The 19,984-nt window shown below is 72.6% G+C and carries 16 protein-coding genes; 6 read left to right on the top strand and 10 right to left on the bottom strand.

Features of this window, described 5'->3' with window-relative positions:
• Positions 1-16: 16 nt before the first annotated feature.
• The 3 genes from Dsi01nite_RS43505 to Dsi01nite_RS43495 form a co-directional block, all read right to left on the bottom strand.
• Complete coding sequence (locus Dsi01nite_RS43505; RefSeq protein WP_239136604.1) at positions 17-1,207, bottom strand: cytochrome P450 family protein; 1,191 nt, start codon at positions 1,205-1,207, stop codon at positions 17-19.
• 61 nt (positions 1,208-1,268) lie between these two features.
• Positions 1,269-2,528, bottom strand: coding sequence for a GDSL-type esterase/lipase family protein (locus Dsi01nite_RS43500; RefSeq protein ID WP_203852299.1), 1,260 nt, complete (start codon positions 2,526-2,528; stop codon positions 1,269-1,271).
• 164 nt (positions 2,529-2,692) lie between these two features.
• The gene (locus Dsi01nite_RS43495; RefSeq protein WP_203852346.1) at positions 2,693-3,166 is read right to left on the bottom strand and encodes an RrF2 family transcriptional regulator; all 474 of its coding nucleotides are present in this window, start codon (positions 3,164-3,166) and stop codon (positions 2,693-2,695) included.
• Between the two features lie 94 nt (positions 3,167-3,260).
• Here Dsi01nite_RS43495 and Dsi01nite_RS43490 point away from each other — a divergent pair, with 94 nt between their 5' ends.
• Positions 3,261-4,013: an SDR family oxidoreductase gene (locus tag Dsi01nite_RS43490; protein WP_203852298.1), complete on the top strand. Its 753-nt coding sequence runs from the start codon at positions 3,261-3,263 to the stop codon at positions 4,011-4,013.
• A 24-nt stretch (positions 4,014-4,037) separates the two neighbouring features.
• On the opposite strand, the gene Dsi01nite_RS43485 is transcribed toward Dsi01nite_RS43490, so the two are convergent.
• The gene (locus Dsi01nite_RS43485) at positions 4,038-5,903 is read right to left on the bottom strand and encodes an Hsp70 family protein (RefSeq protein WP_203852297.1); all 1,866 of its coding nucleotides are present in this window, start codon (positions 5,901-5,903) and stop codon (positions 4,038-4,040) included.
• A 62-nt stretch (positions 5,904-5,965) separates the two neighbouring features.
• Between Dsi01nite_RS43485 and Dsi01nite_RS43480 the strand changes: the two genes are divergently transcribed.
• Positions 5,966-6,802, top strand: a complete 837-nt coding sequence (locus Dsi01nite_RS43480) for an alpha/beta hydrolase (protein WP_203852296.1) — start codon at positions 5,966-5,968, stop codon at positions 6,800-6,802.
• Here Dsi01nite_RS43480 and Dsi01nite_RS43475 read toward each other — a convergent pair.
• The 4 genes from Dsi01nite_RS43475 to Dsi01nite_RS43460 form a co-directional block, all read right to left on the bottom strand.
• Complete coding sequence (locus Dsi01nite_RS43475; RefSeq protein WP_203852295.1) at positions 6,796-7,269, bottom strand: hypothetical protein; 474 nt, start codon at positions 7,267-7,269, stop codon at positions 6,796-6,798. The two genes, Dsi01nite_RS43480 and Dsi01nite_RS43475, sit on opposite strands and share 7 nt — an antisense overlap.
• 61 nt (positions 7,270-7,330) lie before the next feature.
• Positions 7,331-7,966: a DUF998 domain-containing protein gene (locus Dsi01nite_RS43470; protein ID WP_203852294.1), complete on the bottom strand. Its 636-nt coding sequence runs from the start codon at positions 7,964-7,966 to the stop codon at positions 7,331-7,333.
• 110 nt (positions 7,967-8,076) lie between these two features.
• Positions 8,077-8,469 (bottom strand): hypothetical protein, encoded by a 393-nt coding sequence (locus Dsi01nite_RS43465; RefSeq protein WP_203852293.1) that lies wholly within the window; start codon positions 8,467-8,469, stop codon positions 8,077-8,079.
• A gap of 11 nt (positions 8,470-8,480) precedes the next feature.
• Positions 8,481-9,623: an epoxide hydrolase family protein gene (locus tag Dsi01nite_RS43460; protein WP_203852292.1), complete on the bottom strand. Its 1,143-nt coding sequence runs from the start codon at positions 9,621-9,623 to the stop codon at positions 8,481-8,483.
• Between the two features lie 46 nt (positions 9,624-9,669).
• Between Dsi01nite_RS43460 and Dsi01nite_RS43455 the strand changes: the two genes are divergently transcribed.
• Complete coding sequence (locus Dsi01nite_RS43455; protein ID WP_203852291.1) at positions 9,670-10,854, top strand: hypothetical protein; 1,185 nt, start codon at positions 9,670-9,672, stop codon at positions 10,852-10,854.
• Here Dsi01nite_RS43455 and Dsi01nite_RS43450 read toward each other — a convergent pair.
• Entirely contained in the window at positions 10,851-13,232 is a 2,382-nt protein-coding gene (locus Dsi01nite_RS43450; RefSeq protein WP_203852290.1) for a putative bifunctional diguanylate cyclase/phosphodiesterase, read from the bottom strand. The genes Dsi01nite_RS43455 and Dsi01nite_RS43450 overlap by 4 nt on opposite strands.
• A 130-nt stretch (positions 13,233-13,362) precedes the next feature.
• Here Dsi01nite_RS43450 and Dsi01nite_RS43445 point away from each other — a divergent pair, with 130 nt between their 5' ends.
• On the top strand, positions 13,363-13,638 hold the full coding sequence (locus Dsi01nite_RS43445) for a YggT family protein (protein ID WP_203852289.1): 276 nt from the start codon (positions 13,363-13,365) through the stop codon (positions 13,636-13,638).
• 369 nt (positions 13,639-14,007) lie between these two features.
• Positions 14,008-17,217, top strand: coding sequence for a GH92 family glycosyl hydrolase (locus Dsi01nite_RS43440; protein ID WP_203852288.1), 3,210 nt, complete (start codon positions 14,008-14,010; stop codon positions 17,215-17,217).
• 528 nt (positions 17,218-17,745) lie between these two features.
• Here the strand turns inward: Dsi01nite_RS43440 and Dsi01nite_RS43435 are convergent.
• Positions 17,746-18,981, bottom strand: a complete 1,236-nt coding sequence (locus Dsi01nite_RS43435; protein ID WP_203852287.1) for a fibronectin type III domain-containing protein — start codon at positions 18,979-18,981, stop codon at positions 17,746-17,748.
• Positions 18,982-19,069: 88 nt separating this feature from the next.
• Between Dsi01nite_RS43435 and Dsi01nite_RS43430 the strand changes: the two genes are divergently transcribed.
• Positions 19,070-19,909 carry an alpha/beta hydrolase family protein gene (locus Dsi01nite_RS43430; protein WP_203852286.1) on the top strand — a complete coding sequence of 280 codons (840 nt, stop codon included), beginning with the start codon at positions 19,070-19,072 and terminating at the stop codon, positions 19,907-19,909.
• The last annotated feature ends 75 nt before the right edge of the window (positions 19,910-19,984 follow it).

The raw sequence follows: 19,984 nt of genomic DNA, 5'->3' as shown, positions 1-19,984 counted from the left end.
CCACGCTCCCCTTCCGCTACAACTGGACGGGGAGCGTGGTCGTGCCGTGGATCAGGACGCCGGGGCGCCAGATCAGCTCGGACGCGGGCACGGTCAGGCGCATGCCGGGGAACGCGGCCAGCAGGTCGCGGAACGCGATCTGGGCCTCGAGGCGGGCCAGGGGAGCGCCCAGGCAGTAGTGGATGCCGTGGCCGAACGCCAGGTGCTGGTTGTCGGGGCGGCCCAGGTCGACCGCCGCCGGGTCCGGGAAGCGCGCCGGGTCGCGGTCGGCGCTGAGGATCGAGATGGCGACCACGCCGCCGGCCGGGATGGTGACGCCGCCGTAGGTGACCGGCTCCATCGCCACCCGGAACGTCGCGGTCTCGACCGGGGACTCCAGGCGGAGGAACTCCTCGACGGCGCTCGGGATCAGCGACGGGTCCTCCAGCAGGCGGCGGTGCTCGTCGGGCCGGGTCAGCAGGGTCCACATGCCGTTGCCGATGAGGTTGACGGTGGTCTCGTGCCCCGCGATGAGCAGCAGGAACACCATCGACGTGAGCTCGTCCTCGTCGAGGCGGTCCCCCTCGTCGGTGCTCGTGATGAGCGCGCTGAGCAGGTCGTCGGCCGGGTTGGCGCGCTTGGTGGCGATCAGGGTCCGCAGGTAGCCGAGGAACTGCGCGGCGGCCGCCGGCACGCCGGAGCGGTCGACGGAGCCCGCGACCAGGACCCCGGTCCAGCTCCGGAACGCGACCTGGTCCTCCTGCGGGATGCCGAGCAGCTCGCAGATGACCTGGATCGGCAGTTGCACGGCGTAGTCGTCGATGACGTCGGCGCGCTCGCCGGTCCGCATGCCGGCGATCAGCGCCGCGCTGAGCTCCTCCACCCGGGCCCGCAGCTGCTCGACCCGCCGGGCCGTGAACGCCTTCGCCACGAGACGGCGCAGCCGGGTGTGATCCGGCGGGTCGTTGGCGAGCAGGTGCCTGGTCAGCGGGGCGCTGATCTGCGGGGCGAGGGCTGCCGCGTTCGCGGTGGCGCCGGCCCGCTTCGACAGCCGCGGGTCACCGAGCGCCGCCCTGGCGTCCGCATACCGCGTGACCAGCCACATCTCCATGCCGGTCGGGAGCTGCAGCCGGTGCACCGGAGCCTGCTCGCGCATCGCGGCGTAGACCGGGTGCGGGTCGTCCCAGAAGTCCTGCGTGAACATCGGCGTGCTGGGCGCTGTAGTCACCGATTCACGGTAGCCAATTCTCACGCGTTTCGTTGTCCCGGTCACGGTAGGTGACGGCGACCTAGAGCGCCGCGTTGACGATCTGGATGTCGTCGATGTAGCCGCGGAAGGTGCCGGTGGAGCCGGGCTGGTCGTAGCCGACGCGGAGCTGGTCGACGGTGCCGCCGGCCAGGGCGCCGAGCTTGACCTGCACCAGGTTCCACTGGTTGACCACGAGCCGGCGGCCGTCGCCCTGGAACTGGGGGTGGGCCCGGACGCCGAACTGGTCCACGGCGCCGGAGTCCCGCAGCGAACGGCCGTCGGTGAGGGCCAGGTCGATCGCGACGTACGTGCCGTTGACGGACTGCGGATAGATCCAGTAGCTCAGCGTGGTGCCCGCGGTGAGTGGGAGGTGCACGTCGAACACGCGGTTGTACGAATACGACCCGGCCGCGCTGGTGTCGTTGCCCGAGTACATGAGGGCGTAGGTGCCGCCGTGCGCGAGCTCGGCCCGGCGGGCGGACTCCATCGAGGTGAGGCCGCAGCAGTATCCGGTGACGTTGAGGGCGGCATGGACCGTGCTGGTCCAGGTGAGCGGCGGGGCGGCGGCGCCGAAGTCGGTGCGGAACAGCGGCCACGCCCGGCCGGCGCCGAGGACCGGCTGCAGCGCGGAATACCAGACGTCGGCGAGCTTCAGGTAGCCGCCGTCGGTGGGGTGGATGCGGTCGGGACCGATGTCGGCGAGGGTCAGGTTGGCGTAGAAGTCGGCGAGCCGGACCTTCTTGCCGGCCGCCGCCTTGGCCTGCACGATGCCGGGCAGCTGGGCGTTGTACGCGCGGACCCGGCTCTCCACGGTCGCGTCCGGGTTCGGCACCAGCGTCGACACCACCACCGTCGCGGCCGGCGCGGCGCGCAGGACCTGGTCGATGAGGGCGCTGAGGCGGGCGGGCGCGTTGGGCAGGTCGTAGTTCTGCAGCATGTCGTTGGTGCCGACGTTGAGCAGCACCACGTCGGGGCGCGCGGCGGCCACCCAGGCGTCGGCGCCGGCCGCGATGCCGTCGACACGGTATCCGGGATGGCCCTCGTTGTCGTTGTCCGCGGCGGTGCCGGAGCGCTGCGAGCCGACCAGGTCGACCGCCAGGCCCGCGTCGTCGACGAGGTGCTTGCGCAGCGCCTCGCGGTAGCCGTTGCCGTCGGTGGAGCTGGTGCCCCAGGTGATCGACGCGCCCAGCGGCATGATCCGGACGGGCGTCGCCGCCCTGGCCACGGCGGGGAACAGCACGGCGCCGACGGTGGTGGCGGCGGCCACGACGACGGTCATGACGCGGGTGTACGAGCGCACGCGGGCTCCTTGCTCGGGCTGGCTGGCGGACCGGACCGGCGAAACTGCGTACAGCTAAGGGCATCGATGCCGCGTATGTCAACGATGTCAGCTCGACACCCCTCGTGATCCGGAGGACCTTGTGCACCCCTGACTGCACAAGGCCTTCCGGATCGCGGGAAGGGTTATGAGAAGGGCGTGAGCCAGGCGCGGATGCCGGTGAAGGTCGCCGGACCGTAGTCGCCGGTGACGTCCCGGGCGAGATCGGCGATCGTGACCCCGCGCAGCGCCGCCCGCCAGGCCTCGTCGGCGGCGGCCATCGCCCGGCTGATCGCGCACGGGGTCGTGCAGGCCTCCGCCGGGGTGGCGAGCGGCCCGCGCTGGCGGATCTCCGTGCACACGAACGCCGGCTGCGCCCCGTCGACCGCCGTCACCACGTCCAGCACGGTGATCTCCTGCGGGGGGCGGGTCAGCACGTATCCACCGGCGTGCCCCTGCACCGAGTGCACCAGGCCGGCCCGGGACAGGCTCTGCAGCTGCTTCGCCAGGTAGCTGCCGGAGACGTCGTGCAGCTCGGCGAGGCGTGCGGCGGGCACCGGTGCCGGCGCCGCGGTGAGCACCACGCAGCAGTGCAGCGCCCACTCCACCCCGCCTGACATCTTCACCCGCCCATCCTACTTGACTCGGACACCGGGTGTCCGGGTACAGTCGGAGTCGTCCCGGACAAAACTTGTCCGAGTTAGGAGCACGGCCATGAAGTTCGTCATCATCGGCGGGAGCGGCCTCATCGGCGGCAAGCTCGTCCACCTGCTGCGCGCCGCCGGCCACGACGTCGTCCCGGCGTCCCCGGCGACCGGCGTGAACACCGTCACCGGCGAGGGCCTCGCCGCCGCGCTGGAGGGCGCCCAGGTCGTGGTCGACGTGGCGAACTCACCGTCGTTCGAGGACGCCGCCGTCCTGGCGTTCTTCCAGGCCTCGGCCGGCAACCTCGTGTCGGCCGCCCGCGCCGCCGGGGTGGCGCACGTCGTCGCGCTGTCCGTCGTCGGCGCCGACCGGAACCCGGACAGCGGCTACCTGCGGGCCAAGGTCGCGCAGGAGGCCGCCGTCACCGCCGGCGGCGTGCCCTTCACGATCGTGCGGGCCACGCAGTTCTACGAGTTCTCCCACGCCATCGCGCAGTCGTCCGTCGTCGGCGACACGGTCCGGCTCCCTCCGGCCCTGTTCCAGCCGGTCGCCGCCGACGACGTCGCCGCGACCCTGGCCGACGTGGCCCAGGCGGCGCCGCACAACGGCGTCGTCGAGCTCGCCGGCCCCGAGCCCGTCCGCATGGACGAGCACATCCGCCGGTTCCTGGCCGCCACCGAGGGCTCGGAGCCGATCCAGGACGTGACGACCGACCCGCACGCCCGCTACTTCGGCGCCGAGCTCGACGACACCTCCCTGACCCCCGGCCCGGGCGCCCGCCTCGGTGCCATCCACTTCGTCGACTGGCTCGGCAAGAGCTGACCCGAGGCCCTGGGTCTCGAGACTCTAGGCCAGTCCGGCGGTGACCTTCGGCTGGGCGGTGCGGGTCACCTCGACGAGCATGTCGCGCAGCTGCTGTTTCTGCCCGGCGGTCCAGCCGACCTCGTCCTGCCGGTCGACGGTGAGCCGCAGCTGCCAGGTCAGGTTGTCGTCGCGGTAGCCGACGATCAGCGTCATGATTCGTTTCGAGACGGCCATCTCGAAGACCACCGCCTCCTGTCCGAGGCCGGTGAGCGGCTCCGGACGGGTGTTGAGGGCGGCGGTGTCGCCGACCATCATCCGGTAGTCGGTGGCGGCCTGCTCCCTCGACGGGGTGACCCTGATGGCGGCGGAGAGCGTGGCGCGGACGGTGCCGTGCAGGCGCACGGTGTTGCACGTCGCGTCGCTGCCGGTGGACGTGATCTGGCGGGTCGGTCTCAGGGGGCTTTCCATCGTCTCGTACAGGGTGGCGAACGGCGTCAGGTCCACACTGGCGCAGAGGTCGTTCGGCAGCTTCGTGTGGTCGTAGCGCACGGCCTGGGTGGACGGTCCGCCGCCGTCGGGCGACTGGTCGCCGCCGTCGTCCTGCAGCTGGGAGATGAGCAGGGCGGCGCCGGCGAGCACGACGGCGACCGCGGCGGCCGCGAGGACCCGGGTCCGCCACCCGCGCCGCGCCCGGACCGGCGCGGGCGTGCCGGCGCCGGACCGTTCCGGCGCAACGGTTTCCGGCGCGGTGACGGCTCCGGGCGCGGTTTCCGGTGCGGGTTCCGGTGCGGTGACGGTTTCCGGCGCACCGGCGGTGAAGGTGCTGGTGGCCGAGGCACCCGAAGCCCGGACGGCAGCGGCGGAGGTGCCGGTGGCGGAGGCGGTGGCGGCACCGGGCAGCGCGCCCTCCGCCACCACCAGCTCCGGCTGCTCGGCGACCACCGGCGCGATCCCCAGCGCCTCGTGCAGCATCGTCGCCACGAGGGGGATCCGGCTCGAACCGCCGACCAGGAACAGCCCGGCGATCTCCGTCCGCTCGACCCCCGCGTCGGCCAGCAGCGACCGGGTCATCGCGACGCTCGGCCGCAGCACCGGCCGCATCAGCCCTTCCAGCTGCTCCCGCCCGAGCGGCACCTCCCGGCCGAGCGCCGGGACCATGACCACGGTGCCGCTGGCCCGCGACAGCATCTCCTTCGCCGTGCGCACGTCGTCCCACAGCTGCCGGCGGGTCGCCGGGTCGGTCCACAGCGTCCCGTACGTCGCCTGGAGGAACCCGACCACGGCCGCGTCGACGTCGAGGCCGCCCAGGTCGTTGAGGCCTCCGGAAGCGATCGGCTCGAACCCGGAAGGAGCACGGCGCAGCAGCGTCACGTCGTAGGTGCCGGCGCCCAGGTCGTACACCACGACGCAGGAACCGACGGGCACGTCCTGCGTGGCGGCGAGGTAGGTGGCGGCGGCGACGGGCTCCGGGACCAGGTCGACGTCGGTGAACCCGGCCAGCCCGGCGGCCCGCACGAGCAGCGCGCGGCGACCGGAGCCCCAGTCCGCGGGGTGGGTCAGCGTCACGGTGTCGACGGGGCCGGCGACCCGCTCCGCCTCGACCGCCACCCGCCGCAGCACCGCCGCGATCAGGTCCCGGACGGAGATCTCGCGGTCGCCGAGCAGGACCGTGACCTCGTCGGCGCGGCGCTTCGGGTTGGGCTCGAAGCGTTCCGGGGCGCTGCGGGCCAGGTGCGCGGCGTCCCGGCCGGTGTGCAGGCGGCCGTCGGGGCCGAGCAGGACCGCGGAGGACAGCAGCGGCGAACCGTCGAACAGCAGCTGCTGGACCCGCCCGTCGGGGCGGCGCAGCACCGCGATCGTCGTGGACGTGCCGAAGTCGATGCCCAGCCGGAACCGCGCACGCGTCATGGCGCGCGACAGTAGCGTATCGGCGCGGGGCCGCCCACCACCGAACCGGGCATACTTCGGGGATGGATCATGTGGCGCAGCGGCAGGCGATGCTCGACGCGGTCGGCGAGCAGGTGGGCCCGGTCCGGGCCGTCCGGACCGTGCGGGATCTCGACGCGGACGGTGTCCCGGTCCGCCTGTACCAGGACGGCGCCGACCCGGCGACGCCGGTGCTGCTCTACGCGCACGGCGGCGGCTGGGTCCTCGGCGACCTCGCCACCCACGACGGGCTGTGCCGGCTCCTGGCCGCCGAGACCGGTTGGGCGGTCCTCGCCGTCGACTACCGCAGGGCCCCGGAGGCACCCTTCCCGGCCGCGTTCGAGGACATCGACGTGGTCATCCGTTGGCTGCGGGGGCACGGCCAGCAGTACGCCCTCGACCCCACGACGGTGGCCGTCGCCGGCGACTCGGCCGGCGGGCTCCTCGCCGCCGTCACCGCCCGCCGGGAACGCGACGCCGGCCGGGACCTCGCCGCCCAGGTGCTCATCTGCCCCGTGCTGAGCCCGGTGACGGACTACCCGGACCTCGGCAACGAGTGGCTGGAGCCGCAGGAGATGACCGGCTTCTGGGACGCGTTCGCCCCGCCCGGCGTGCAGCGGCACCAGCCCGACCTGGACCCGTTCCTGGCCGACCCGGCCGGCCTGCCCCCGGCCGTCATCGTCACCGCCGAGCTCGACATCCTGCGCGACGAGGCGGAACGCTACGCGGCGCGGCTCGCGGCGGCGGGCGTGCCGGTCATCGCCACCCGCTATCAGGGCACCTTCCACAACTTCCCGAGGAAGCTGGCCCTGACCCATGACGCCGCGGTCGCCGTGGCCCAGATCGCCGCCGCGCTGCGCGCGCTCACGCGCCGTCAGTAGGTGCCGTAGCGGCACCAGGCCCGGGCGGCCCGGGTGTTGAGCAGGACCAGGAACAGCACCGGCAGGGCGGCACTCACGATCGTGGACATGGTCAGCAGCGACGTCTGGTACACCTGCCAAACGACCGACACGAGACTGAGGGTGTTGAGAATGATCAGCACCACCCGCGCCCAGTTGCGCCCGCGCTGCACCTTGCGGCCCAGGACGATCGCGATGAGACCCACGACGACGAACACGGCACCGATGGCCACGATGATCGGGGTCACGTCGACCGAGCGGCCCAGGGAGGCGGAGTCCAGGGCCGACTGCCAGCGGGGCACGACGTCGAACGCGGCCAGACCGAACAACGCGCCGATGCCGAGCGTCACGAGCCCGCCGAGGTACTGGAAGATCGCGACGACGTGGAGGGAGACGGGCGCCGTGGTACGCATCGCGTACGCCGGCTGCGGAGGGTATGCGTAAGCCATGCGGACAGCCTGCGCCGGTGCGGGCTGCCCGCGAATCGCACGTTCATGCCAACCGGCGTCCTCAGCAGTTCGGGGTCGCCCGGTACAGGTGGACCGACACCGTGACGAGCCACGCCCAGATCACCAGGACCGCCGCGACGAACCCGAGCGTGAACCCGGGGGCGCTGTTGCCGGACGCGATCCCCACGAACCCGGCCAGGAACAGCACACCGGACACCAACGAGTAGACGGCCAGTCCCCGCCGCCCGTCCCGCGCGAACCGCCGCCCCATGACCAGGCACGCAGCGATGACGCACAGGAACCCGACCCCGCCGGCCGCGAAGTGCCCGATGCCGTGCCAGCTGACGGTGCCGGGCCCGTCCGGGGTGCCGGCGGGAAAGCCGAGCCCCGGATCGGCCCGCAGCGCACCGGCCGCGACCAGGCTGGCGCCGTACACGCCGACGAGCCGGCCGACCCAGGGCGAGGACGGCAGCGCCCGGTGCAGGCCGACGGCGGCGGCGATGACCATCAGCCCGGTGAGCACGAAGTTGGTGATCTGGATCCAGCCGAGCCCACCGTTGGACAGCAGGCTCCACGCGTGCCGGGTCACGTCGAAGCCCTCGCGGGTGAACGCCTGCGCGAGGCTCACCGTCACGTAGAACGGGCCGGCGATGACGCCGTAGCCGAGCAGGGAGCGGGTGACCTGGTTGGGAAGCATGGCGATCGGTCCTTCCGGGGCGGATGTGGTTGCCTTCACCGGAACCTCGAACGGGCCACCCGCGATCCGACATCCCCGGCGAGAAATTTCTTGGAGCGACCGGCGCGCTCTCAGGCCAGGTCGAACAGGTGCCCGCTCGGGCTGTAGTCGATCTTCCAGTCGGTGTACACGCCGCAGTGGCCGTCGGTCAGGCAGCGCATCCCGACGGAGACCCAGCGCACGTCGCCGTCGTCGCGCAGGGCGTAGCCGACGGCGATCTCGAACGTCTCGCCGCCGCACGGGCAGCCGGCCTCGTCGCCGTCCTGCTCGTCGGTGGTGTCGGCGCTGTCCAGCAGGTCGAACTCGTCCTCGCACGCCTCGCACCGCCGGGCCGCGTATCCGACCTCGTCGTCCACCCACAACCGGAACTCGGTGCCGCCGCAGGTGCCGCAGACCGACCGTTCGACCCGGTCCACGTCGTAGCCGCCGGCGCGGTAGGACCGCAGGTACGCGTCGAGCTCCACGATCACAGATGCTAGGCGGTGAGGGCCCGGAAGCAGGCGCGGACCTCGGCGACGAACAGGTCCGGCTGCTCGAACGCGGCGAAGTGCCCGCCCAGCGCCGGTTCGCTCCAGTACCGGATGTCGGTGAACCGCCGGGCGGCCCACCGCCGGGACGGCCGGGGGATCTCCTTCGGGAAGACCGAGCCGCCCACGGGCACGGTCACCTCGTCCGTGGTGGACCCCGCGAAGCGCTGCTGGACGGCTTTGAAGCTCTCCCAGTACAGCCGCGCCGCGGACGCCCCGGTCCCGGGCAGCCAGTACAGCATCAGGTTGTCCAGCAGGTCGTCGTCGGTGAACGTGCGGTGCTCCCAGTCGGTCCAGGCCCGGAACTTCTCCACGATCCAGGCGCACAGCGCGGCGGGGGAGTCCACCAGGCCGTAGCCGATGGTCTGCGGGCGGGTCGACTGCTCGAGGGAGTACCCGTCCTCGACCGCGCCGGCCCGCTCCAGGTCCGCGAGGCTGCGGCGTTCCGCGTCCGTGAGGTCGTCCAGCGTCGCGGGATCGGGTGCGGCGAGTGGGGGTACCAGATGCAGACCGATGACACGGTCCGGGGCGTGCTGCGCGATGGCGGTGCTGACACTCGTGCCCCAGTCGTGCCCCTGCGCGGCGAAGCGCTCGTAGCCGAGCCCCGCCATCAGCTCGACCCAGGCCCGCCCGACGCGTTCGACCCCCCAGCCGGGACCCGTGGGCTTGTCGCTGAAGCCGTACCCGGGCAGCGACGGGCACACCACATGGAACGCCGGTGCGTCCCCGGCGGCCGGCTCGGTGAGCGGGCCGATGACCTTCAGGAACTCGATCACCGAGCCGGGCCACCCGTGGGTCATGACCAGCGGGATCGCGTCCGGGTCGGGGGAGCGCACGTGCAGGTGGTGGATCCACAGCCCGTCGACCTCGGTCCGGTACTGGGGCAGCGCGTTCAGCCTCGCCTCGGTGGCGCGCCAATCGTAGCCGTCGGCCCAGTGCCGGCACAGCTCCCGCACCCGGTCCAGGGGCACGCCCTGCGACCAGTCCGGCACGGTCTGCGCCTCGGGCCAGCGGGTCGCCCGCAACCGCCGCCGCAGGTCGTCGAGCACCTCATCGGCGATGTCAACCCGGAACGGCACGCTCTCGCCCATGCCGATCATCTTCCCCCGGCGTCTGGTTCGGCGGATCATGGGGTTCTTGAGCGAGTGGTACTACGATTCGCCGCGCACCGTGGCCGGCGCGCTGCAGCGCGGGCTCGGGCGGGGCGCCGTGCGGGCGGGGCCCGATGACGTGTTCGCCTGTGTCCGGCGGGACTACCGCTGGAACTGGTCGGTCGACGAGCGCGCCGTGTACCTCGCGCGCCTGGTTCGCGACCTGCGGCTGCCGGTCGGACGGCTGGTCGACCTGCTCCGCGAGGACCACGGTGAGGACGACGACAACGCCTTCGGCAACACCCGCGAGGTCCTGACAGTCCTCGGCCGGGCCGGCGACCCGACCGCGCTCGACGCGCTGCCGGCGTATGTCCGCGACGGACCCGGCTGGCTCGACGTCCTGCACGACATCGCCCACGATTGGCCCCGCGAGCTGTGGGACGACCTGCTGCCGCTGGTCGCGCCCCGGATGGCCGGCGTCGAGGACATGATCTTCTGGGCCGGGCCGCCGTGGACGGACTGGGCCGAGCGGGACGGCTGGATCGCCGCGCGGGTCGCCGCGTCCCGGCCCGGCCCACCGCGACCGGTCAGCGACGACACGGTCGAGGACCTCCTTGCCGCGGTCCGCACGGGTGATCGCGCCGCGCTGCGGGAACTGGACCGGCGGGGCCCGCAGCCGGCGCTGCTCGACCTCGCCGACGCGGTGCCGGCGGACCTGCACGGATCGTTCGGCAGCGCCGTGTGCAAGATCGGCGCGCCGGCCGTCCCGCACGCCCGGACCTGGGCCGCGCGGCCGGAGCATCCGTTGTTCTGGTCCGCGTGCCTGATCCTCGCGGAGCACGGCGACGAGTCCGACGGGCCCGCGCTGCTGCGGGCGTGGGCGTGGCTGGACGGCCGCGACGGCATGCTCTGCGGATTCGAGGACCTCGCGAAGGGCTTCGCGCGCATCGGCGTCCGGGCCGGGCTGCCGAAGCTGCGCCGCGCCTGGTGCACGCCGCACACGTTCGAGCGGGCCGCGTACCTGCGGGCGCTCGTCGCGCTCGATCCCGGCGGCGCCGAACGGTTCCTCACGGAGGGGCTGTGGGACTGCGAGGGCGACGTCCGCGAGTTCGCCGCCGCGCATGTGCCGCTGAGCGCCGTGATCCGTCGCCGGCTCGACGTCCTGCGCGACGACCCGATGGAGACGCCTGAGGTCCGTGCCGCCGCGGCCGCCCGGATCGGGGGCCCTTAGCCGACGGCCGCCGGGTGGGCCGCGTTCAGGTGGGCCGGCAGGTCCTCGGCGGGCATCGGGCGGCCGAAGTGGTAGCCCTGGGCGTAGCGGTACCCGAGCCGCAGCAGCACGTCCGCCTGCGCCTGGGTCTCCACGCCCTCGGCGACGGCGCGCAGGCGCAGACCGTCGCTGATGCCGATGAGGGCCTCGGCGATCACGGAACGCTCGCCCTGGTCGGTGATGTTGTCGATGAAGGACTTGTCGACCTTCAGCAGGTCGACCGGGCAGGTGCGCAGCAGACCGAGCGACGAGTGGCCGGTGCCGAAGTCGTCGAGGGCGACGTTGACGCCGAGGCGCTTGAGCTGGTGCAGCTCCTCCAGGCCGGAGCCGCCGTCGAACACGGCCGTCTCGGTGACCTCGACGGTGAGGTGCCGCGGGTGCAGGCCGAAGCGGAGCAGGGTCGCCTGGACCTGCGCGGCGAACCCGGCCTCGCGCAGCTGCCGCGGCGACACGTTGACCGACACGTATTCCAGCGCGCCGAGCTCGTCGCGCCAGCGGGCGGCCTGGCGGCAGGCCTCGGTCAGCACCCACTGGCCGACGGGGACGATGAGGCCGGTGCGTTCCGCGGCCGGGATGAACAGGTCCGGGCGGATCATGCCCCGCTCCGGGTGATGCCACCGCACGAGCGCCTCCACGGCGACGGTCTGGGCGTCGGACAGCCGCACGATCGGCTGGTAGTGCAGCCGCAGCTGCCCGGTGTCCAGCGCGACGCGTAGGTCGGCGGCGGTGCGGGCCTGTTCGGCGCTGTGCTGGTCCAGCGCCGGCTCGTAGGTGACCCGGCGCCCCTTGCCCTGGGCCTTCGCCTCGTACATGGCGACGTCCGCGCGGCGCAGCAGCTCCTCCGCGGTCACGGGGTCCTGCTGCTCCTGCTGCTCGTGCCGCTCCTGCCGCTCCTGCCGCTCGTGCCGCTCGTGCCGCTCTTGCCGCTCCTGTCGCTCCTGCCCCGACAGCGCTAGGCCGATGCTGGCCTCCACCACCAGGGCGTGCCCGGCGGCGTCGAGGGGCCGGCGCAGCTCCGTGGTCAGCTCGGCGAGGACCTGCCGGGCCCGCGCCTCGTCATCGGTGCGGAAGACCAGCGCGTACTCGTCGCCGCCGAGCCGGGCGACCAGGCCCCCGTCGGGCCGCAGCTGCGACAGCCGGGCCGCGACCGCGCTGAGCAGGGCGTCGCCGACGGCGTGGCCGAGGTCGTCGTTGATGCCTTTGAAGTCGTCGACGTCGATCAGTGCCACCGCGACCGGACCCGTCCGCAGGGTTTCGCCGGTGTACTGCATGAGCAACCGCCGGTTCGCCAGCCCGGTCAGGGCGTCATGGGTGGCCTGCCAGGCGAGGGTCTGCTGGTACTCCTCGAGCTCCCGCAGCCGGCTGTCGAGCGTGTCGACGAGCACGGCGTTGTCGCGCAGCGCGGCGGCCTGCCGGGCGGCGACGAGCAGGACGAGCACCACCGTGCCGCAGGCCACGCCGAACACGTCGTCGCCCTGGTCGGCCGCGTCGGCCAGCAGCAGCATCCCGGTGGCGAAGACCGCCAGGTACGGCACGAACGGCCGCCGCTCGCGCCGCACCGCCGCCGCCGGCTCGACCCCGGCCGCGCGCCGCTGCCGGTCCGCGGCCAGGCACAGGATGAAACAGGTCAGGGGCAGGACGACGGGCGTGCCGTTGAGATACGGCCGGTCGGTCAGCAGCGGCGTCAACGCCCCGCCGGTCGCGCCCGCGCCGCCGGCGAGCGCCAGCAGGTAGAGGCTTGGCCGGTCGAGAGGGCCGGTGCCGGTGAAGGCCACCTTGACGAAGGCGAACACGCACACCGCCCCGGTCGCCACGATCGACAGGACCGCCCAGGTGCCGGTGGTGTTCCCGCCGGACCATCGCTCCCAGTGCTGGAAGACGAAGTGCCACGCGAAGGTGATCACGGTGACCAGGACCGTCGCGGTGTCCAGGCCGAACCGCAGCCACTCGCCGCGGCTGCGGTGCGCGCCGGGGATCCGCAGCAGACCCCAGAGGATGAACAGCAGGCCAGCCATGTAGATCGCGGACGTGAGGGTGCTCACGTGCTGCGGCGCGACGTATCCGAGAATCGTGTCGAAGGCGTTGCTGACGCCGCCGAGCCCGATCACGGCCATGCCGATCCCGATGTGGCGCCAGAACCGCCGGGCGCCCGGCGCCAGGTCGGGCGCGGCGCTCGTCGTCCAGCAAGCCAGCACCGCGAACCCGACCGCCGGAGGCATCGCGAGCCAGCTCACCAGCTGCGGCGTCGGCCGCGTCAACCCCACCACGAACCACGCCTCGGCGAGCACCAGCACGGCGCCGGCCGCGAGCAACAGTCGGGTCGGACGCCAGGCAGCCACACCGCTCACACAGGTCGGCATCGGCACGCCGCCCCCGATCATGAATCAAATCTCAGCCGGCACTCAGCGGATCCACAGATCCGTGACGCACAGTTGAGTCGACGTCCCACCCGGTCACTGGAGGCACCACATGGGTCTTGTTCTCGGCATCGTGAGTCTGGTGCTGCTGCTGATGCAGGTGTTGCTGATCGCGCGCGCCGTCCTCGACTGGAGCGTCGTGCTCGCCGGCCCGTCCGCGCACGGCTCGGTCAGGTCCCGGGCGACCGCGGGCGTCTTCGCGGTCACCGAGCCGATCCTGGCGCCGGTCCGCCGCGTCCTGCCCCCGCTGCGCCTGGGCGGCATGGCGATCGACCTGGCGTTCATCGTGGTGTTCCTGGCGATCGTGATCCTGCGCGCCGTCATCTGACCCTGTCGCTCACCCCGCGCCCGCCGCATTTTGCGGCGGGCGCTTCGCTGTCCGGCGCCGGGAAAACGTGTCGTACCCCGGCGATAGGTTCCTGGGCATGACGGGGATCGACGGCTGTGGCAAATGTCAAGTATTGACAGAACTCGGTGGAGCGACGAACCTTCACGGCAGGAAGCCTCGCAACCTTCCGCCGGATTCGATTGAGCACGCACCTCGGTATCGGCGGCCGAGGGCGGTGACCCCCGCTCGCCCGCCCACCCCCGAGTAGCCCAAAGCCATCCCCCACAGCGACCGGCCACGCAACGGCGCACCGCCAGACGGGTGCTGCCGGCGGTGGTGCTCGCCCTGGGGCACCTGATCGGAGCGTTTGTGAGAAGACTGCGGTTCAGCACACTGCTGGTGGCGGTCGCGGCGGCGGTCGCCGGCCTGCCCGCGCTGCCGGCGCACGCGGCCGTGCCGACGGACCTGACCACGCTGGTCAACCCGATGATCGGCACCCAGAAGGAGGGCAACACCTTCCCCGGTGCGGCGCTGCCGTTCGGCATGGTGCAGGTCAGCCCGGACACCGGCCACGGCACCGGCTACAACTACGACCACACCAAGGTCTGGGGCTTCTCCAACACCCACCTGTCCGGTGTCGGCTGCCCGGTGCAGGGTGAGGTGCCGCTGATGCCGACCGTCGGGGCGGTCAACTCCGCCGACCCCAACACCTATGGGCAGACGCTCAACCACGCCCAGGAGCAGGCGACGGCCGGCTACTACCGGCTCGCGACGCCCAACGGGGTCACCACCGAGCTGACGGCGACGCTGCGCAGCGGCTGGCAGCGATACACGTTCCCGTCGAGCACCCAGGCCAACGTGCTGTTCAACACCGCGCAGGCGCGGGGCAGCGGCACCGGCGCGCAGTCCTCGTCGATCTCGATCGTCAACAGCGACACCGTCGAGGGGTCGGTGACGACGGCCGGGTTCTGCGCCACGGCACCGGCGCACACGGTGTATTTCTCGGCCAAGTTCAGCCGGCCGTTCGCGTCGTTCGGCACGTGGTCGGGCACCACGTTCACCGGCGGCAGCCGCACCTCCAGCGGCACCGGCGCCAAGGGCGGCTGGGTCCGCTTCGACACCTCGTCGGACCGCGTCGTCACGGCCAAGGTCGGGCTCTCCTACACCGGGATCGCCGGCGCGCAGGCCAACCTCACCGCGGAGACCAGCGCCGCCGGGTTCAACTTCGACACGATCCGCAACGCCGCGCGCGACACCTGGAACGCGAAGCTGCACAAGGCCGAGGTCGACGGCGGCACCACCGACCGGCAGGTCGCGTTCTACACGTCGCTGTATCACTCGCTGCTGCACCCGAACCTCGCCGGCGACGTCAACGGGCAGTATCGCGGCTTCGACAACGTGGTGCGCACCGCGTCCGGCTACACGCCGTATCAGACGTTCTCGCTGTGGGACACGTATCGGGCGCAGAACCAGCTGGTCGCCCTGCTCGAACCGCAGGTCGCCCGGGACTACGGGCTGTCGCTGCTCGCGGTCGACCGTGAGCTCGGCTGGCTGCCGAAGTGGTCCCTCGCCAACACCGAGACGAACACGATGACCGGCGACCCCGTCACGCCGTTCCTCGTCGACCTGTGGGCGCGGGGGCTGCTCAACGGCTACGAGACGCAGATCTACACCGCGCTCCGCAAGAATGCCACCGCGGTGCCGACGAACATCAACGGCCGCAACGGCAACCCGTACTACGCGTCGCTGGGCTACATCCCGACCGGCGTCACGTGCGGCCCGGTGCTGCCGATGGACCACGACTGCAAGTTCCCGAGCTCGGCCACCCTCGAATACGCGGCGGCGGACTCGTCGCTGGCGATCATGGCCCGGGCGCTGGGCAACACCGCCGACGCCACCATGTTCGAGGCCCGCGGTCAGAACTACCGCAACCTGTTCGACCCGTCGGTCGGCACCTTCCGCCCCCGCAACGCCAACGGCGCGTGGGGCAGCCCGTATTCGCCGACGGACGGCTCGCACACGTTCCACGAGGCCGGCGCGTACCAGTACCAGTGGCTCGTCCCGCAGGACCCGGACGGCCTCGTGTCGCTGCTCGGCGGCAAGACCGCCACGAACAACCGGCTCGACAGCTTCTTCGCCTACAGCAACCTGCTGACCGACCCGTCGGGGACCGCGCACAACACCTGGGTCAACGGCGCCTACGACTACTACAGCTTCACCACGTACAACCCGAACAACGAGCCGGACCTGCTCGCGCCGTACACGTACCTGTGGACGGGCCAGCCGTACAAGACCTCGACGGTGCTGCGGGCCGCCTACACCCTGTTCACCAACGGGCCGAACGGCGTGACCGGCAACGACGACCTGGGCACCATGTCCGCCTGGTACGTGTTCTCGTCGCTGGGCCTCTACCCGCTGATGAACGGCGCCAACTTCTACGGGGTCAGCACCCCGCAGTTCCCGTCGGCGAAGGTCACCATCGGTTCGTATGGCAGCCAGCAGGGCGGCACGCTGAACATCACCGCACCGTCGGTCAGCGACAGCAACCGCTACATCGGCACGGCGTCGTGGAACGGCACCGGCTTCAGCCGCACCTGGCTGTCCCAGGCCGACATCGCGCACGGCGGCAACCTCGCCTACACGGTGACGGGCACGCCCGGCACGTGGGGCACCGGCGCCGGCGACACCCCGCCGTCGTCGAACCACACCACGCCGCCCGCCCCGCAGACGAACCTGGCGCTCGGCAAGGCCGCGAGCGGCTCCACCGCGTGCGCCGCCGACGAGTCCGCGGCCAAGGCCGTCAACGGCAGCGTCACCGGCGGCAACACCGACAAGTTCTGCTCCACCGTCGCGGGCGCCTATGTGCAGGTCGACCTCGGCTCCACCCAGACGGTGAACAAGGTCGTCGTCAAGCACGCCGGCGCCGGCGCGGAACCGGCCACCTTGAACACCAAGGCGTTCACCGTGCAGCTGTCCACGGACGGCAGCAGCTGGTCGACCCCGGCGACCGTCACCAACAACGCCGACCCGGTCACCATCCACCAGTTCGCGTCGACGTCGGCGCGATACGTGCGGATCAACGTCACCACCCCGACCCAGACCACCGACGGCGCGACGCGGATCTACGAGCTGGAGGCGTATGGCTCCGCCACGGCACCCGTGAACCTCGCGCTCAACCGCCCCGCCACCGGCAGCACCGCCTGCGGCGCCACCGAGGGCCCCGAGAAGGCCGTCAACGGCAGCACCTCCGGCGGCAACAGCGACAAGTTCTGCTCCGGCGTCGCCGGCGCGTGGCTGCAGGTCGACCTCGGCTCCACCAAGGCGATCAGCCGCTTCGAGGTGGCGCACGCCCAGGCCGGTGGCGAGTCGGCGGACTACAACACGAAGGCGTTCACCATCCAGGTCTCCAACGACGGCACCACCTGGACCACGCCGGTGACCGTCACCGCCAACACCGCGGCCAACACCACGCACACCGTGAGCGGGGTCTCGGGCCGCTACGTCCGGCTCAACATCACCACCCCGACGCAGACAACCGACACCGCGACCCGGATCTACGAGCTGCGCGCGTTCGGCTGAGCCCCCTGGGGCGGGGGAACGCCCCGGCACGGTTTCCTGGGGGACCGTGCCGGGGCGCCGCACTGTCCGGCGCGAGTGTCCGGCGTGTCCGTTGCCGGGGCCGGGCCTGAGCCGCCCGTGTCGTTGAAGCGTGGAGCCCAGGGGTCGCCCGCACGCCCCCACTCCTACACACATTCCCGAACTGCGGGAAACCGCAGCCACCTGGTTGATCGGTGGCGTTCCAGAGCCAGTCATCAACCAGGTAGTAGCAAGATCAGCGGTGCTGCCACCCGACTCTCGGGGCATGTGCCCGAGGGTTCTTCGGCTTGTGGGAATCCGGCAATGACGCCAAACGCCCGCCATCTGATCCTGTGCCGCGCGGCCGGTGCGCGACTTCGATCAGCGGGCCGCTTCGATCAGCGGGCCGCTCCGATCAGCGGGGGCCGCGGGCTGTGGGGCCACGGGCTACGGCTGTCGGGCTGTGGGCCCTCGGGCTGTGGGGCGGAGGGCTGTGGGGCGGCGGTGAGTGTGGGGCCGTCGGAACCGGGGTCAGCCGGTGATCGGGCGGCTGCGGGTGAGGGTGACCCCGACCGCGGTGAGCCCGGCGGCGAGGAGGCCGAGGCCGAGCAGCATCAGGGTGCTGGTCAGGTCGCGGCGTTCGCTGGTCCGGCCGGCGGCCGCGGCGATCTCGGGCGCGTCGGCGGCGCCGCGGGGCAGGCCCAGCCGGCCGCCGAGCGTGCCGTTCGGTGCCTTGCCGGCCGCCTCGCCGGTGTCGTGGGCCGGGCCGGTGTCGTGGGCCTTGCCCGAACCGCGGACCTTGTCGATGTCACGGGACTTGCCGGTGCCCCGTGCCGCGTCGGTGTTGCGGGTGGTGTCGGTGTTGCGGGCCGTGCCGGTGCGCGGCACCACCTTCAGCGAGCCGAGCGCGGTCCTGACCGGGGTGCCGGTGGTGCCGGCCCTGGCGGCGCCCGGGACGGCGAGGAGCCCGTCGGTGAGGCCGGTGACCGCCGCGGGCGCGGACGCGGCGCTCGGTGCGGAGTCGCCGGCGCCGGGCACGCCGATCGCGCGGACCGTGAACGTGTACGTGGCCCCCGGCGCCACCGACGGCACCTCGCAGCTCGTGGCGGCGTTCGTGCGGGTCCGGCAGGTCTTCGTGGCGTCCTCGGTGGCCGTCGCGACGAAGTGGTCGACGATGCCGGTCGCGCTGACGTCGACCGTCCACGACACGGTCAGCACGGACGTGGTCGAGCTGCTGGGGGTGACCGTGGTGGTGACCGCCGTCGGTGCGGCGGGCGGGCCGGCGGCGACCGGGGCCGTCGCGACGGTGGCCGTGCCGTCCAGGTCGGTGACGGGTGCCGTCCGTGGCGCCTTCCACGTCGCCTTCGTCTTGGCCTTGGTCCGGTTCGGCTGCGTGACCCGGTTCCGCTGCGCGACCGCGGCGTTTGCCTTGGCCTTGGCTTTCGCCTTGGCCTTCGCCTTGGCGGTCGTCTTGGGTTTGGCCGGAGTCTTGGCGGGTGTCTTGGCTGGGGGCTTCGCGGCGATCCGGCCGGTCCCGCGGTCGTTGGCGGTCCGGTCGCCGCCGGCCGCCTGGACGCCGTGTGTCCGCACCTCCGCGCCGCCGTCGGGGCTCGGCCGGTTGAACTGGCCGAGGCCCGCGAACGCCGATCCGCCGGTCGCGCCGACGACGGCGACCCCGACGGCCGCCAGCACGAGACCGGCCCGGACGGCTCGTCCCGCACCGAGCGGGCCACGGCGGACGGGACGCGGGACGGATCTGGTCAGCACGAGAACTCCTATTCCGGACATATACCTACCGATAGCAATTTAGCGGTTACTCGGCGTGTCGGGGCGACATTCGCCACCATTGCTGGAGATGCAACCCGCGGTGCGTGTCGGCGGTCAGACCAACATGAAGCGCATCGGGCTCGGCCTGCTCGCCACCGTCCTGCTCGCCGGCTGCGGCGGTAAGCCGGCAACCCCGGCAAACCCGGCAAACCCGGCAACCCCGGCGGCGACCCGAGCGGCGGAACCACAGCAGCAGGCGGCACCCAGCCCGACCGACCGGCGCTGCGCCGACCCCGACCTCAACGACAAGCAGGTGGCGTTCCCGGGCACCGGCGGGTTCCTCACCGGCCTGCTGCTCGGCACCGGCCGCACCGTGCTCGTCCTCGCGCCGCAGGCCTCCGCCGACGCCTGCTCCTGGCTGTCCTGGGCCCGCCAGGAGGCCGCTGCCGGCTACCGCGTCCTCGCGCTCGACTTCGCCGGCGAGGGCCGCTCGCAGCGCGGCACCGGCGGCAAGGCGTCCGCCGACGTGCTGTCGGCGGTGGCATACGTGCGGAGCCTGGGCGTCGAGCGGGTCGTGCTCATCGGCGCGTCCCGCGGCGGCACCGCCGTCCTCGTCGCGGCGGCGGCTGCCGACCCGCCGGTGACCGCCGTGGTGAGCCTGTCCGCCCCCGACACCTACGCGGGCGAGAGTGCCGCCGCCGCAGCGCCCCGGATCACCGTCCCGGTCCTGTACGTGGCCGCCACCGGCGAGTCCGCCTTCGCCGCGGCGGCCCAGACGATGTACGACGCCACCACCGATCCTCGCCGCCGGATCGCCCTCGTCCCTGGCAGCCTGCACGGCACGTCGCTGCTGACCATCACCGCCGCCGGCGCCGTGGAGGCCACCAAGGCCGTCACCGACTTCCTGACCCAGACCGCTCCAAGCTGACCCGGGTCAACGGAACCAGGCGACCGGGACGCCGGGACCCATGCGGCCCGGGACACCTGCCCGGCACGGTCACTG

It is taken from the genome of Dactylosporangium siamense (genome assembly GCF_016862795.1).
Lineage (GTDB): Bacteria > Actinomycetota > Actinomycetes > Mycobacteriales > Micromonosporaceae > Dactylosporangium > Dactylosporangium siamense.
This window is presented reverse-complemented; position numbering and strand designations above follow the sequence as displayed.

Excerpts from the sequence above, each read along its gene's own strand:
- Dsi01nite_RS43490 (WP_203852298.1), top strand. The coding sequence starts at position 3,261 with ATGAAGTTCGTCATCATCGGCGGGAGCGGCCTCATCGGCGGCAAGCTC.
- Dsi01nite_RS43495 (WP_203852346.1), bottom strand. The coding sequence starts at position 3,166 with ATGTCAGGCGGGGTGGAGTGGGCGCTGCACTGCTGCGTGGTGCTCACC.
- Dsi01nite_RS43430 (WP_203852286.1), top strand. The coding sequence starts at position 19,070 with ATGCAACCCGCGGTGCGTGTCGGCGGTCAGACCAACATGAAGCGCATC.
- Dsi01nite_RS43480 (WP_203852296.1), top strand. The coding sequence starts at position 5,966 with ATGGATCATGTGGCGCAGCGGCAGGCGATGCTCGACGCGGTCGGCGAG.
- Dsi01nite_RS43445 (WP_203852289.1), top strand. The coding sequence starts at position 13,363 with ATGGGTCTTGTTCTCGGCATCGTGAGTCTGGTGCTGCTGCTGATGCAG.
- Dsi01nite_RS43485 (WP_203852297.1), bottom strand. The coding sequence starts at position 5,903 with ATGACGCGTGCGCGGTTCCGGCTGGGCATCGACTTCGGCACGTCCACG.
- Dsi01nite_RS43470 (WP_203852294.1), bottom strand. The coding sequence starts at position 7,966 with ATGCTTCCCAACCAGGTCACCCGCTCCCTGCTCGGCTACGGCGTCATC.
- Dsi01nite_RS43460 (WP_203852292.1), bottom strand. The coding sequence starts at position 9,623 with ATGGGCGAGAGCGTGCCGTTCCGGGTTGACATCGCCGATGAGGTGCTC.
- Dsi01nite_RS43475 (WP_203852295.1), bottom strand. The coding sequence starts at position 7,269 with ATGGCTTACGCATACCCTCCGCAGCCGGCGTACGCGATGCGTACCACG.